This window comes from Shewanella sp. M16 (assembly GCF_018224605.1).
GTDB classification, from domain to species: domain Bacteria; phylum Pseudomonadota; class Gammaproteobacteria; order Enterobacterales; family Shewanellaceae; genus Shewanella; species Shewanella oncorhynchi.
Map to the genome: position 1 here is coordinate 67,442 of NZ_JAGTUL010000002.1, position 13,971 is coordinate 81,412.

A 13,971-nucleotide genomic window follows, 5' to 3' on the forward strand; every position below is an offset into this window, starting at 1 on the left:
CACAATCCCTACTCTATGATTTTTTAGCAATCAGTCTCGCTCATTCTTGACGTGATTTTGTGTTTAAAATCATTGGTTAATACAACAAGCCGAGCAAACACACTACGGTGCTGGCGGGCAATATGGGCTGTAACCAGCGTGGTTTGTAACTGAGTAAAATCACTAGGATTATCGAACTTAAACACACCCAGCCGAGCAGTAATACGCTGGCGTACGCTGGGCCGTAATGACGACTGGCAAGCCAATAACACAGGACGAGCGTTGCAGTACCAGCGGTGCGAAATCCGCGTGCTTGTACATCGGTTAACGGGCGGTTACGCACGGCGCGGTGGTGGCTAAAATAAGATAAGGCCAACAGTCCCATGGCGATAAAACAGGTTAACAATTCGCCTGTGGCTGTCATGATTCAACTCCTAATTCTGCCGTCGCTTTGGTTACCCGTGTAGCCAGCACTTTTTTAGGGCTACGCAAGCGTTTGGCTGCCATGTAAAACAGCGCTGCAAGTGCGAGCATCATGAGATCAAATCCTGCGAGAACATAGGCTTGGCGCTGTAGATTGCTTATCAGCTGATACTGCGAAGTCATGGCATTGAGCAGGGGTAGCAGGCCATAAAGCAAGGCTGTGAGTAAAAAAAGTCGTTGCCATGTTTGTTTATCTCGTTTGAAACAAGCGAGCAGTGCGACTAACGCCCAACTGATAAAGAAACAATGGATTTCCCAGTTCTCTCTATCTGCAAAGGTGGCGGGTAAGAGTCGATTGGCATAAAAATAACAGGCTAGCGCAATGGGCAGGCCAGCAAAGGTGGCGAGATTCAACATGTTCACTAGCGTGAGCCCGCTATGATTCTTATCTTTTTTAAGCTGCTTTTGTGCCAGTTTATCGGCCCACATAATCGCGCCGCTGGCGATCATCACGCAGCCCGTTAATCCCGCCAGTAAATACAGTAAACGTAGGCCTTGGCCAGCAAAGCGACCACTGTGCAGGGCTATCATGGCACTTTGGGTTTGATTTGCTCCCGAAGTCACAGCCGACTGCGCCAACACAGCCCCTGTCACAGTAGACAAGTGATACCAAGGCGCTTGCTGATTTAAGCTGTGCTCAGGGGCGATTTTGACTGTTACGCTGGCATTGCTGTCGTTGAGATTATCAAACTGTAAGCCTTCAAGTGGCGACTCACCCACGACACTGTGAATCGCACTGAGTAAACTCTGACTATCGAGCGTAGTGGCTGGCGTGCCAGTGGCGGCGGGAGTTTGGTAAATGGGTTTCCATTGCGAATAAAAGGCTTGAGTTTCATCACCATATTGCGTGTTAAGTCCCCATGGCATATACATAAACATCAAAGTCACTAGGCCGGTGTAAGTGATCATAAGATGAAAAGGCAATGCGAGAACTGAGCTGGCGACATGGGCATCTAACCAAGAGCGCGGGCCTTTTCCGGGGCGAAAACTAAAGAAATCCTTAAAAATACGTTTGTGGATCACTATCCCGCTGATGATGGCGACCAGCATGAACATAGTGCAAAAGCCGACAATCCAACGCGCCGTGAGCACACTCATGTAGTACAAGTCGAAATGTAGTCGATAGAGAAAGTCGCCCCCTCGGCTGTCCCGTGCTTTAGGTAAGGCTTCACCTGTCGCAGGGTTAATAAAGCCTTGATGATAATCACCAAATCGCTGGCCTTCAGCGGCGGGATCGCTCCATGCATAGGTCAGTAATGGCACCCGTTGTGTGGGTAAGTAAATCCACCATGACTCAGCGTCAGGCGCTTGTTGTGCCAAGGACGTGAGGCCCTTGAGTATCAATTGTTGATTATCCGCATTGGCATCATATTGGCTGCCGTGGTTTTCGGGTTGCATCCACAGGTTGATTTCAGCACGGTAATAGGCCGCTGTCCCGGCGAAAAAAACCAGAAACAACACCCAGCAGGTGAGCAATCCAACCCAAGTGTGTAGCCAAGTCATTGAACGAAAAAAGGAGTCTTTCATAATCCACTCCCTTGAGCACTTGTAGCATCAAACGCTTTAGCGGCGAGGTAAGCTAAATACAGCAGACCGCTAAGCGCGAATAAATCCAGCCAGTATCGCCATGTTGATTTAACGCTGAACACCCAAATCACGGCGCAGGTGTACACTGTAAATGACAGCATCATGGCGGTTAACACCCGATCAACCTGAGATAACGGCAGGATTTGCGCGAGCAAAATAGTCGCGACTGCACTTAACAAATAGCCACCAAAGGTTGCTGCGAGACAGCGATTACCTATGTGCAGGCTATCGCTCCAGATGGCTGACGTTTTCCAGCGCATCAGTCTTTGTGTTAACGGCGGAGTCATGTTGGTTTTTTCAGTCATGATGGTGTGCCACTTCTGCTGAATTTGTCTTGTGGGTGCGGGATAGCACAGAGATTAACAGGGCGGGTAAAAAGGTTAAGCTGAGTAGCGTTGCCACGATAAGGCCTGCCAATACCACTATGCCAACGCCGCGGTAGAGTTCGCTGCCAGCACCGGGGAATAACACCAACGGCAATAAGCCAAACAAGGTCGTCGCGGTAGACATTAGAATTGGTCGTAATCGACTGGCGACGGCAGATTTTACGGCATCAACGACACCAAACTGACCTGATTGCAGGTTTTTACGGCTCTGTTCTACGATCAAAATAGGGTTGTTAACGACTGTGCCGAGTAGGATTAGAAATCCAAGCATAGTAATCATATCAAAGGGTTGGTGCCAACCTTGGCCGCCAAGATACGCAAATAAGCTGCCAATAGAATTAAGCGCTTGTAAGCCGACTAAACCGCCCGCAAGTCCGAGCGGGATAGTGATCAGCACAAATAACGGATAACCCCAGTGATTAAAAATCGCGACTAATAACAAGTAGATGATCAACACGGCGACCAGAAAATTGCTGGAGAGTGCCGCTTTCGTCGCTTCGAGCTGATCGGCTGCGCCCGAAATATCCAAACTGACATCTTTGCCGACAGCACCCTGTTGATAGAGGATGGGGACTAATTCTTCCCGCACCTTAGCCACAGCGGTTTCTAACGCAATGGAACGCGGCGGAATAATGTAAAGAGTCACGGTTCTGCGGCCATCGACGCGGCGTAAACTGTCGCTATCCATTTGCTCACTAATGTCGGCCAAGGCTTGCAGTGGCAGTACATTACCCTTAGGCGTGACTATCGGCGCGAGTGCCAATTGCGACAGACTCTGTTGATTGCCTGCCAGACTAAATAGAAAGATATCCACCTTGTTATCATTGAGGAAAAACTCGTCGACATAGGCGCCATCGCTCAGTGCCGAAACCGCATAGCCAAACTCGCTGCCGCTAAAATCTTGTTCTACAAGACGTTGCCAGCGAGGGGAAATCTGCCACAGCGGTTGGTCTAGCGACAAGGTCGATGGGTCTGAATACAGCTGCGGCTCGGCAAATACTTTTTCCGCCGCTTGATACGCCGCTTCGGCAGCGCGATAGAGACTGGCTTGATTCGGGCCAGAAATATCCAAGGCGACAGCGCGGGTGCCACCATCGTTGCTGGAAATAATCGAACCCCGCGATGAATAGGCGCGCATGCCCGGATATTGCTCAAACAAGGCAGTGAGTGAGCTCATCATGGCATCCATATCTTGGCTGCGAACGGGCTCGCTCATCACCCAAATACTGCCGACACCCACGCTGAGGGTATAGTATTTTAGCGGCGGAATTTTTTGCTCACCAGATTCAAAGGATGCCGCCTCGGCATTGACTCTCGCCGATAGCTGAGTCGTTAATTCTTCTGCAATTTTAGCCATTTCCGACAGGTTGTAACCCGGCGGCGCGACCATAGAGGTAAAGGCTTTTGGTTCTTCGCCTTCGGGTAAATATTCGGCCGGAGGCATAAGCCAAGCCGCTAGCCCAATCGTTAAGACGAGTGACAGCACAATCACAAAGGCGCGGCGTTTGGCTGACAGTACCAGCTGACTGACTAAGCTCAATATGCGTGATGCTTTGGGCTGCTTACTTTGGTTTGTCTGCGCCGAGTGCATCTTACCGAAACCAAAACGAGCAATAGCGGTGGGTACGATGAACACCGCAACCAGCATAGAAGCAATAATGGATGAAGCGATGGCAATCGCGATATCCGAGTACAGTTGCCCCGCTTCTTGTTTGATAAATAGAATGGGTACAAACACTAGCACTGTGGTGAGTGTCGAGGCTAATACTGCGGGCCACACATCGTAGATACCACTGATGGCTGCTTCGAGACGCTCTAATCCGCGCCTGCGTGCTTGCTCAATACTTTCGAGCACCACAATGCTGTTATCGACCGTCATGCCGATGGCAAAGGCCACACCCGCCAGCGAAATGACATTAATAGTGCGATCAAACACTAGCAGCCCGACGAAGGCGGCTAAGGTACACAGCGGAATACCGATAACGCCTATCAGGGTGGCTCGACTCGAGCGCAAAAAGAGGTACATGACTAAGGTTGCCAGCAATGCACCTAGGCCCAAATTCACCCACACATTTGCAACCGAATCTTGCACATAGCGCACATCATCACTGAATAACTCTAATTGCATGGCGTGCTGGGCGAGTTGATTTTGATTGATCTGCGCTACCACAGGCATCATAGCGGCTTTGATGGCGATAACGTTAGAACCGACGTCCCGCTTAACCGCTAAGCTGAGGGTTCGTTCTTGTTCGGCAAAGGACAGCTCACGGATCTCGGCGTGGTCGAGTTTTATCTCGGCAACGTCTTGCAGCAGAATATTCGTATTACCTTGGCGTTTTAAAATCAGTTGCTTAAGTTGATTTAAATCCTCAAAACGGCCAATTACCCGCAGTAAATAACGTTTTTTACCACTGTCGATATCGCCCGCAGAAGTGTCCTTGTTGCGATATCTAATGGCTTGGCGCACGTCCATAATGCTGATGCCGCGTTGGGCGAGTTTGGCGGGATCGAGCCGTATTTGAATTTGCCGTTCGGCGCCGCCTTGAATGGTGACGGAGGAAACGCCTTTGACACGCTCCATTTGTGGCCGAATAAAGTCGTTAGCGAAATCGCGCATCATGTCTATATCTAGATTTAGCGGGTTGCCTGCGATAGGCACGAGACGGAAATACATGAAAGCGTTGTCTGAATATGAACTGCTGTAAAGCCTTGGTTGGTCGACGTTTTCAGGATAAGACGACACTTGGCTGAGCGCATTGCTAACCCGAATAAGCGCATCGCTTATCTCTGTGCTTTGGGGGAATTCGAGTTCTATCCATGCCGAACCCGTATCAGCCCAAGAGGTCATGCGTTGTAAGTTGGGCAGGGTGCGCAGGTAGCGTTCCTGCTCAAGCAGAATTTCTTTTTCGACGTCTTGCGGTGTTGCTCCCGGCCAACCTGTGGCCACGCTGATGGTGCGCACATCTAAGTCGGGGATCATTTGGATTGGGATACGCAGTGCTGCAGCCGTGCCCAATACGCAAAATATCAAGACGATGACCGACAGTAAGGTGCCATGTTTAATTCCAAACTTCAGCATCCCACTAACCTCCTACTGCAGAGTTGAGTACAGAGACTGGCTGTTGGTCTTGTAGGCTTTCGTTACCGCGGATCACTACGGGCGCGTCTTTAGGTAATGGGCTAAGGATTTCAATCCCGATGGCGCTCGTGTGGCCCACTTGAACGGTATGCCGTTGGGCTATGTTGTTTTGCACGGTAAAGACACTGAACTGGCCGTCGGGGTGACGGACTAGCGCATCTTGCGGCACGACAACACTGTGTTGCGCCCGCTGTAAGTGGAAGGTGGCGGTGGCCGATGTGCCGGGCATCAAAAGTCCACTCGCATCAGGAATGGTTAAGCGCACCAAGAAGCTGCGAGCATTGTGGTCGCTCACGGGGACGAGTGCATTCACATGGCCGATAAACTGCTGTTCAGGCAGCATATCTGCGGCAATATCGACTTGAGTTGCAGTGGCTATGTTTTGGAACATTTCCTGTGGGACTTGAATATCGAGCCAGAGCTGTTCTTGGGATACTAAGGTGAAGATTTCAGTGCCGACATTGACCCATTCACCAGTTTCAGTTTGTTTACTTGCAATCACTCCCGCAAACGGCGCGATAAGTTGGTGACGGGCGACCACCTCTTTTTGGTGTGCTAATGCCGCCGTTAAACTCTGCAGATTAGCTTCGGCTTCGGTTAACGCCGCTTGGCGAATCGCGCGCTCAGTTTCGGGGAATAATTGCTGAGAACTGAGTGTTTGCGCTTCGGTGAGGAGTCGCTGCTTTTCTGCCAGCATGGTCTTAGCGGCCATTACATCGGCCTGACGCTGTGCTAATTGGTGTATGGCTAAGGTGTCATCGAGTGCGAGCAAAGGCTGGCCAGCGGTAACGTTAGAGCCCGCATCGACCAGTACTTTGGCAACTAAGCCATCGGTACGTGCAGATAAGCGGGCTACCCGTGCGGATTTAATGGAGCCACTGAGTGGCAAAAGTTCATTGGTACTGCCTGTTTGGGGCAAGGCGACTGTTACAGGTGCTGTGCTTGCGTGTACTGCAGAACACAGCATGTATAAACCTATCATTAAATAACGCACGTTAACTCCATCTCACTATAAGATTATTACTGAGTGATAAAACTCGTGGTGGTGATGTGTAAAACGCTATCAACCTCGTTGCCTGCGAGTGTTTGTTTACCTTCTGTAGTGTGATTACTGACGAGTAAGTAGCGGCCCGCATCTGGGGTATCGAGGGCGAATTTACCTTGGGCATCGGTGGTGAAAGATTTACTCCAAAAACCGGGGCGATAAACTTGTACTGGATGATTCACCAGTGGTGCGCCTTTATAGCTAAGCACAAACTCGGGAACGCCTGACTTTACTGGCGTAAATTCAAAATCTTGCAGCGCTTTTGTGTGTTCTTGTCCCGTGCGGGCATAGAGTATTGCGGCCTGCAATCCGGTCTCAGTTTTCCATGGTTGCCACGCGGTATCGGCATAGAAACTGATGTCACTCTTGCTATCTTGGGTTTTGACCAGTAGATGATCGGCCTGCGCTGTGGCGGTTAACGGTGTCTTGGCATTGGCGGCGAAAATACGCGCCGCGCTTAACGATGCTAACTCTTCTGCCGAAGCTTGCTCTGAACCCGGTTCGCCAAATTGCACTTTAACCGAACCATCGTTATTACGCTCAAGCCATACTTCATGTGCTTGAGCCGAAAAAGCGATACCGCCGAGTAAAGTGAGTATTACAAGTGCTTGTTTCATTTGATCATCCTTAATGTTATTTCTGGTTAGGGCTATGTTTTAGAGCGTCCAACGTAGTGACAGTGTGGCATTACGTGGCTCGCCAAAGTCGGCGTAACCCCAGAGTGAACGGTTGTAGTTCTTGTCGAAAATATTGTTAATGTTCAATTGCATAGAAATAGATGGTGTGATTTGGTAGCCAAACATTAAGTCAACGAGTGAGTAGGCTGATTGTGTTTGGCGGTAAGCCACATTCGGCGCGCCATCGACACCCCAAATAGTGCCTTGATAGAAGGTGCTGCTCTGCCAGCGCCAGCTCGCACCTGCAGTAATGCCCGGCAGAATATCTTCAAAGTTATATTTAGTGGTGAGTTTGAAGATATCTTCGGGCAGATAAGTTTGACGACGTAGGCCATCTTTATCTTCTGCATTGTTGTGGGTATAACCGCCGCTGATATCCCATAAGTCGGTAAGACGTCCGGCTATTTCTAACTCATAGCCCTTGGTGGTAATCCCATCCACACTTTCGTAGATAGAGTCACCGGAAGGTAGCTGACCTTTACCTGCATATTCAGGTTCGTTGTCTTTATTGGTTTCGTAGACGGCGGCTGACATGTTTAGCGTGTCATCGAACAGCGCGACCTTGACGCCGCCTTCGACGTTTGTGCCTTCTGCAGGTTCGAGCAGTTGGCCATCTTCACCAAAATAGGTGCCAGGTTTGAAGATTTCAGTACGGCTAGCGTAGACAGCGATCTGCTCGGTCACATCGTAGACTAGGCCGTAGTAGGGGATGAAAATACCGGTTTTTTCCATGGTTGCATCTGTGCTGTTACCCACGAGATCATGCTTTTCATAGGACCAGTTACTTACGCGTCCACCGACCATTAATTTCAGTGAATCCAACACATTGACACGGACAGTGCCGTAAACACCCGATTGGTTTTGCTCATTGGTTTGGCCATTGGTGGGTGAATTAGGAATATTAGGCTTGGGGTAATTGCCCTGATCCGCGACGTTATAGCGACGTTGGCGTGCGGAGTTTGTGTTGATGTTATCGAACTCGTTGTCACCGTAGTTAAAACCGATCACCGCACTATGTTCACGGCCGAGTAAGTCGAAGTTACCCGTTGCATACAGGTTGAAACTGTTGGTATCGGATTCGCGATCATGTTGGGCTGCATAGGTATCGCCCCAAGGGCCAACAAATTCGCCGGTTGATTTGACGATATAATCGCCTGGGTAAAAGGCCAATGCGTCTATGGTGGCGTTAGCAATACGATAGGCACTGACGAGTGACCAGTCGTTATCGAATCTATGTTTAAATTCGGCCATAAGACTCTTTTGGGTCACGTCCCAATGGGTCCAGTCCTGTGAGCTAGAGTAGCTGCGGCCAAAATCGACAGCTGTGCCATCAGTATAAAATGCGGGATTAGAGTTCCAGTTATACACACCGTCGGTTTGTGATTTTTGATAGTCCGCAAATAGCGACAAGCTAGTATCTGTGCCGAGACTCGTTTCAACTACGCCATAGAGCACTGTGGTATCGCGCTGATAGCGATCGATAAAAGAGTCGCCTTTCTTCACCGCACTCACGAATCGACCTTTCACATTGCCCGAATCCGTTAGCCAGCCAGAAACATCGGCCTCAAGTCTATAGGTATTCCATGAGCCATAACTTGCACTTGCCGTGGCACGGGTGTCATCCGTTGGGCGTTTACGAATAAAATTAACCGTGGCAGAAGGTTCACCTAAACCGCTTAAAATCCCAGCCGCTCCTTTTAATACTTCAACCCGTTCGGCAATCACAGGGTCTAAACCTTGATCAATTGAGCCGCTGTAAACATGGGATGAAGAGGTTGTGATTAAGCCGTCAATTTGAACACCGCTGTCTAGTGCATAACCGCGCACGAATATCTGACTATTTTCAGAGGCATCGCCCACCATAGTCACGCCAGGAGTGTGATTTAACACTGACTCCATAGTGACCAAACCTTTGTCGCTAATCATCTCTTCGGTAATCAAAGTGACGCTTTGTGGGGTTTCTTTGAGTGACATAGACAAACCCGTGGCGCTATTCATTGCCGCGCGGGTGTATGTTCCTACCACGTTCAATCTTTCTATCTGTTCTGTATCTTTTTTCTCATCTTGCTTAGGGTCAGTATTGGCTTGAACCGTCAGAGTAAGTGTGCTGAGAAGTACAGGGATCAATGGCGAGCGCCAAGACGTTAAAACAGATAGGGGAGGCATGGTATTTCAATCCTTTCAGGCGATTTCAGATTAAATAATGATTGGTGATCCTGAGTGCAAACAAAGTGTTTAGGTGCAAATGAGAATCGATCGCATGATAGGTTTGTTTAAAATAAATGCAATATGCTCAATGTGTAAATTGTTTAAGCTGGGTTGTAACTTATTGGCGAATAGCTTGTCAGCGAGCTGTGATAAGCCGTCGCAGTGGGATCTGAGGTTTTAGCGCATGCCTTACTATAACTCGGTTTCAGGGCATCGACTTGGAACTCAGGCTGTTGTGGATAGGGTCAATTTAGCCAACAAAAAGGCCACAGTCGTTACCGACTGTGGCCTTTAATCTTTACAATTGAATCGAAATCCAACGGACTTGTTAAGCCTAAAAGTGTGATTTACAGCTTAGGTTTACGCCCGCACTTGGCCTGTGCCTGAGACTAAATACTTCTCAGCGGTCAAGGATTCGAGTCCCATTGGGCCATAGGCATGTAGCTTAGAGGTCGCGATGCCGATTTCTGCTCCAAGGCCGAGTTCGCTGCCGTCGGAGAAGCGCGAAGAGGCATTGACCATTACCACAGAAGCATCGACCGTACGTTGGAAGTGTGCGGCTGTGACTTCGTTTTCGGTGCAAATTACTTCGGTGTGCTGGCTACCAAAACGGGCAATATGTTGGATAGCATGGTCAAAGTGATCGACTTGGCGAATGGCAATTTCGAGATCTAAATACTCTTGGCCGAAATCGTCTTCTTCCATGTAAGTACAGTTTTCAAAATAACCACCGGCTTGAGTACAAGCATTGATTTTAACCTTATGCTCGGCCAGCGCTTTGGCTACCTTAGGCAGGAATTGCGAGGCAATTTCTTGGTGTACTAATAGGGCTTCGAGGGCATTACATACGCCAGTGCGCTGGGTTTTACCGTTGAGCAGTAAGTCCATAGCAATATCCAGATCGGCATCTTTGTCGACGTATAAATGACACACGCCTTTAAAATGCTGGATCACTGGGATTTTACTGTTGTCAGTCACAAAGTTAATCAAGCCTTCGCCGCCGCGGGGAATGATCACATCGATATAATCTCGTTGCTGCAGCAGTTCTAGCATGAGGGCGCGATCTGGGTCTGGCACTACAGTGATTAACGCCTCGGGCAAGCCGTATTGTTTCAATACGCTTTGCAAAATAGTGGCGATAATTTTACTGCTGTGCAGCGCCTCTTTACCACCGCGCAGGATCACGGCATTGCCGGATTTAAAGCACAGGGCACCCGCATCGGCGGTGACATTGGGGCGCGCTTCATAAATCATACAAACCACGCCCAATGGAACGCGCATCTTACTGATGGATAAACCATTAGGTCGTTGACCAATATAGCGTTCGTTGCCAATGGGATCGGGTAAGGCGGCGATGGTTTCAATCCCTACTGCCATGGCTTCTACGCGTTCTGGTGTTAGCGTTAAACGGTCGAGCATTGCAGGGGCAAGGTTATCGGCTGTTGCTCTGTGTAGGTCAATCAAGTTAGCGCTTTGGATTTCGTAGGACTTTTCACGTAATGAACGCGCCATGTCGAGGAGTACAGTATTTTTAAGCTGTTCGTCAACTTGGGCGAGAATAAGAGCCGCTTTGGCAGCTTCTTGAGATAAGTTTTTGATTAAATTCATATTTACTCCGCTCAGATGTTTACTCGCTTAGTTTTATTCGGCTGATGCTTATTCGAGAATGGCGATGTTTTTCTCGGAAATAATCGGTCCAGTCTTTTGCTGAAATTCACTGGCAAACTCGCGATCGTCTTGGTCCGTAATAAAGCTAAGTAAACAACTGCTGTAATTTGATTTGGCCTTGGCCAATTTAGTGCCATCGTCTTTGCGTACTAAAATGGTGTCACCGACAGAAAAGTCCCCATTGATTGCAACGACATCGTCACTGGTCAATTGCTCGCTATGGATATCAAGGGCGATATTAAAGTCATTTTCAACAATGACTTCGCCTTGAGCCTGCGAGGTATGTGTCATCCAGTGCAAGTGATCCTGCATTGGCTTCTCATCGGGGGTAAATAAGGTTCCTGGGTTTTGGCCCTTCAACAATTGGTTGAATGAGTCGGCATCAAAACCATTAATAATAAAGGTTTCGATCCCGTGGGAAATCGCCTTCTTGGCGGCTTGTATCTTAGTCCGCATTCCCCCCGTACCGACGGCACTGCTGGCGCCGCCCGCCATGGCGTAGATCTCGGCATTAATCTCGGTCACCTGCTTGATAAGCTGTGCATCGGGATATTCATGGGGGTTTTGCGTGTAAAGCCCATTCACATCCGAACAGATAATCAGCGTATCGGCATCGGCCGCCGCGGCGACCATGGCCGAGAGATTATCGTTATCGCCAACTTTGAGCTTGTCGGCGGTGACGGCATCGTTCTCGTTGATGATAGGCAATAGCCCATGTTCGAGTAGGCTGAAAATCGTGTCTTTAATACTGATGTAACGATCTCGATTGCGTAAATCACCGTGGGTTAACAGTAGCTGTGCGGTTGGGAAATCAAATAACTTGTTCCATGTGGCCATCATATCGGCCTGACCCGCTGCAGCCATGGCTTTTTTCACTGTGACGCTCGGTTTATCAACCTCGCCAAAGTGATGCCATCCTGCAGCGACGGAGCCCGAAGAGACCAAGACAACTTGGATCCCTTGGGCACGACAATAAGTAATAAATTGGGCAATGCCGAGTAAGTAGTGACTGCTGCAACCTTGTTTGTGTGGAGCAATCAGGGCACTACCGACTTTAACGACAATGCGTTTCCAGGATAAGTCAGTCATACCTGCGCGCCTCATCTGTCTTCGGCTAAAACACGGCCAGCCTTATGGAATAATTTAGTGGTTTTGGCACAGGGATCAGTATCGAGTAACGAGACTATCCAAATCACCACACTGCTCACGGCAAAGCCGGGGATCATCTCATACACCACTGTGGTTAAAGCTTTACCGTCAGCAAGTACTGGTGCATAAATCCAAAACAGCACTGTGGCTGCACCTGACACTATGCCGGCAATCGCGGCTTTGTGGGTTAAGTTAGCTTTATACAAGCTAAACAAGACTAACGGACCGAAGGCTGCACCGAATCCTGCCCATGCATTACTCACCAGTGATAGCACACTGCTAGAGCGGTCAAGCGCCAGCAGACTTGCGACAATTGCCACGCCAGCTACGCCAAAACGTCCCATTTTCACCATGTCTTTTTCGCTAGATTCTTTCTTCGAGATCACGCGATAAATATCTTCCGTTAGCGAGCTTGATGACACTAATAGTTGCGATGAAATGGTGCTCATGATCGCGGCTAGAATTGCGGCTAATAAGAAGCCACTAATGATCGGATGGAACAACAACTCAGAAAACACGATAAAGATGGTTTCAGGATCGGTCAGCTTCATGCCAAATTTATTGGCGTAAGCGATACCGACAAGACCTGTTGCCAGTGCACCCACAATGGTCACTGTCATCCAGCCCATACCTATGTGTCTGGCTGTTTTAATGTCAGCGACTGAACGAATTGCCATAAAGCGCACAATAATATGCGGTTGGCCAAAGTAACCGAGTCCCCAAGATAAGCTTGAGATAAGCCCTAACATAGTGACGTTTTGCATGGCATCGGTGAAGTGTGGAATCGATTGATACGCAAAGTTCAGCATAGTGTCAGCGCTGGTAAACTCTTGATATGCCACCACAGGCACTAAGATTAAAGCGACAAACATGATACAGCCTTGGACAAAGTCAGTGAGGCTCACTGCTAAGAATCCGCCCAACAAGGTATAAGAAACCACTACGCCGAGGGTGACGACTAAACCTATGTCGTAGTTCAGGCCGAATGCTGACTCAAATAACTTACCGCCAGCCACTAAACCCGCTGAGGTATACAAGGTAAAGAAGATCACAATGATCACGGCCGAGATAATTCGGATACTGCTGTTGGCATTGCCGAAGCGTTTAGCAAAAAACTCCGGGATAGTGAGGGCGTTATCCGCGACTTCGGTATAGACCCTTAATTTGGGTGCAACGACCAAGTAATTAATTAGAGCACCAATTAATAGTCCAAGTGCGATGTAAATGGTTTCGAAACCAACCAAAAACATTGCGCCGGGAAGACCCATTAGCATCCAGCCACTCATGTCAGATGCACCCGCTGAGAGTGCGGTGACCTGTGGGCTTACCTTGCGGCCGCCCAAAATATAGCCGGATACATCGCTGGTGGATTTTTTATAGGCGAATAAGCCAATAGCAAGCATAGCGATAAAGTAAATCGCTAAGGAAACGTAAGCCAGGTAATTCATGGGTTATTTGTCTCCTAACGCTTTGTTATTTTGAATAATACTCGGTTTCAAAATGACAAAGAGATAGGTGCTTAATATTGCGCATAAACACATAAACTGCATGGTTTCCTTGGCGTGTAATCGGGTAAAGCTTGCTACTTGCGAGATAAGATTTTCCTCTGGTGGGTTCTCCGTAGACATAATTGCTCCTTGGTTGATAATT

Annotated in this window: 11 protein-coding genes; all 11 read right to left on the reverse strand. The window is 48.8% G+C overall.

What is annotated here, in order from left to right; translation table 11 throughout:
• Positions 1-76: 76 nt before the first annotated feature.
• On the reverse strand, positions 77-403 hold the full coding sequence (locus KFE26_RS01660; protein ID WP_212599464.1) for a DUF3325 domain-containing protein: 327 nt from the start codon (positions 401-403) through the stop codon (positions 77-79).
• A complete protein-coding gene (locus KFE26_RS01665; protein ID WP_212599465.1) occupies positions 400-1,989 on the reverse strand; it encodes a PepSY domain-containing protein in 1,590 nt (529 codons plus the stop codon). The genes KFE26_RS01660 and KFE26_RS01665 overlap by 4 nt, the downstream gene beginning before the upstream one ends.
• Positions 1,986-2,354 carry a hypothetical protein gene (locus KFE26_RS01670; protein WP_105250720.1) on the reverse strand — a complete coding sequence of 123 codons (369 nt, stop codon included), beginning with the start codon at positions 2,352-2,354 and terminating at the stop codon, positions 1,986-1,988. The genes KFE26_RS01665 and KFE26_RS01670 overlap by 4 nt, the downstream gene beginning before the upstream one ends.
• Positions 2,347-5,514 carry an efflux RND transporter permease subunit gene (locus KFE26_RS01675; protein ID WP_212599466.1) on the reverse strand — a complete coding sequence of 1,056 codons (3,168 nt, stop codon included), beginning with the start codon at positions 5,512-5,514 and terminating at the stop codon, positions 2,347-2,349. The genes KFE26_RS01670 and KFE26_RS01675 overlap by 8 nt, the downstream gene beginning before the upstream one ends.
• Before the next feature lie 4 nt (positions 5,515-5,518).
• Entirely contained in the window at positions 5,519-6,568 is a 1,050-nt protein-coding gene (locus tag KFE26_RS01680) for an efflux RND transporter periplasmic adaptor subunit (protein ID WP_212599467.1), read from the reverse strand.
• Between the two features lie 26 nt (positions 6,569-6,594).
• On the reverse strand, positions 6,595-7,236 hold the full coding sequence (locus KFE26_RS01685; protein WP_105250717.1) for a nickel transporter: 642 nt from the start codon (positions 7,234-7,236) through the stop codon (positions 6,595-6,597).
• 39 nt (positions 7,237-7,275) lie between these two features.
• Complete coding sequence (locus KFE26_RS01690) at positions 7,276-9,462, reverse strand: TonB-dependent siderophore receptor (RefSeq protein ID WP_212599468.1); 2,187 nt, start codon at positions 9,460-9,462, stop codon at positions 7,276-7,278.
• 402 nt (positions 9,463-9,864) lie between these two features.
• Complete coding sequence (locus KFE26_RS01695) at positions 9,865-11,112, reverse strand: glutamate-5-semialdehyde dehydrogenase (RefSeq protein WP_212599469.1); 1,248 nt, start codon at positions 11,110-11,112, stop codon at positions 9,865-9,867.
• Positions 11,113-11,160: 48 nt separating this feature from the next.
• Complete coding sequence (gene proB, locus KFE26_RS01700) at positions 11,161-12,261, reverse strand: glutamate 5-kinase (RefSeq protein ID WP_198572455.1); 1,101 nt, start codon at positions 12,259-12,261, stop codon at positions 11,161-11,163.
• A gap of 11 nt (positions 12,262-12,272) precedes the next feature.
• On the reverse strand, positions 12,273-13,769 hold the full coding sequence (gene putP, locus KFE26_RS01705; RefSeq protein ID WP_168826179.1) for a sodium/proline symporter PutP: 1,497 nt from the start codon (positions 13,767-13,769) through the stop codon (positions 12,273-12,275).
• A gap of 3 nt (positions 13,770-13,772) precedes the next feature.
• Entirely contained in the window at positions 13,773-13,949 is a 177-nt protein-coding gene (locus KFE26_RS01710; RefSeq protein ID WP_168826181.1) for a hypothetical protein, read from the reverse strand.
• Positions 13,950-13,971 lie beyond the last annotated feature (22 nt).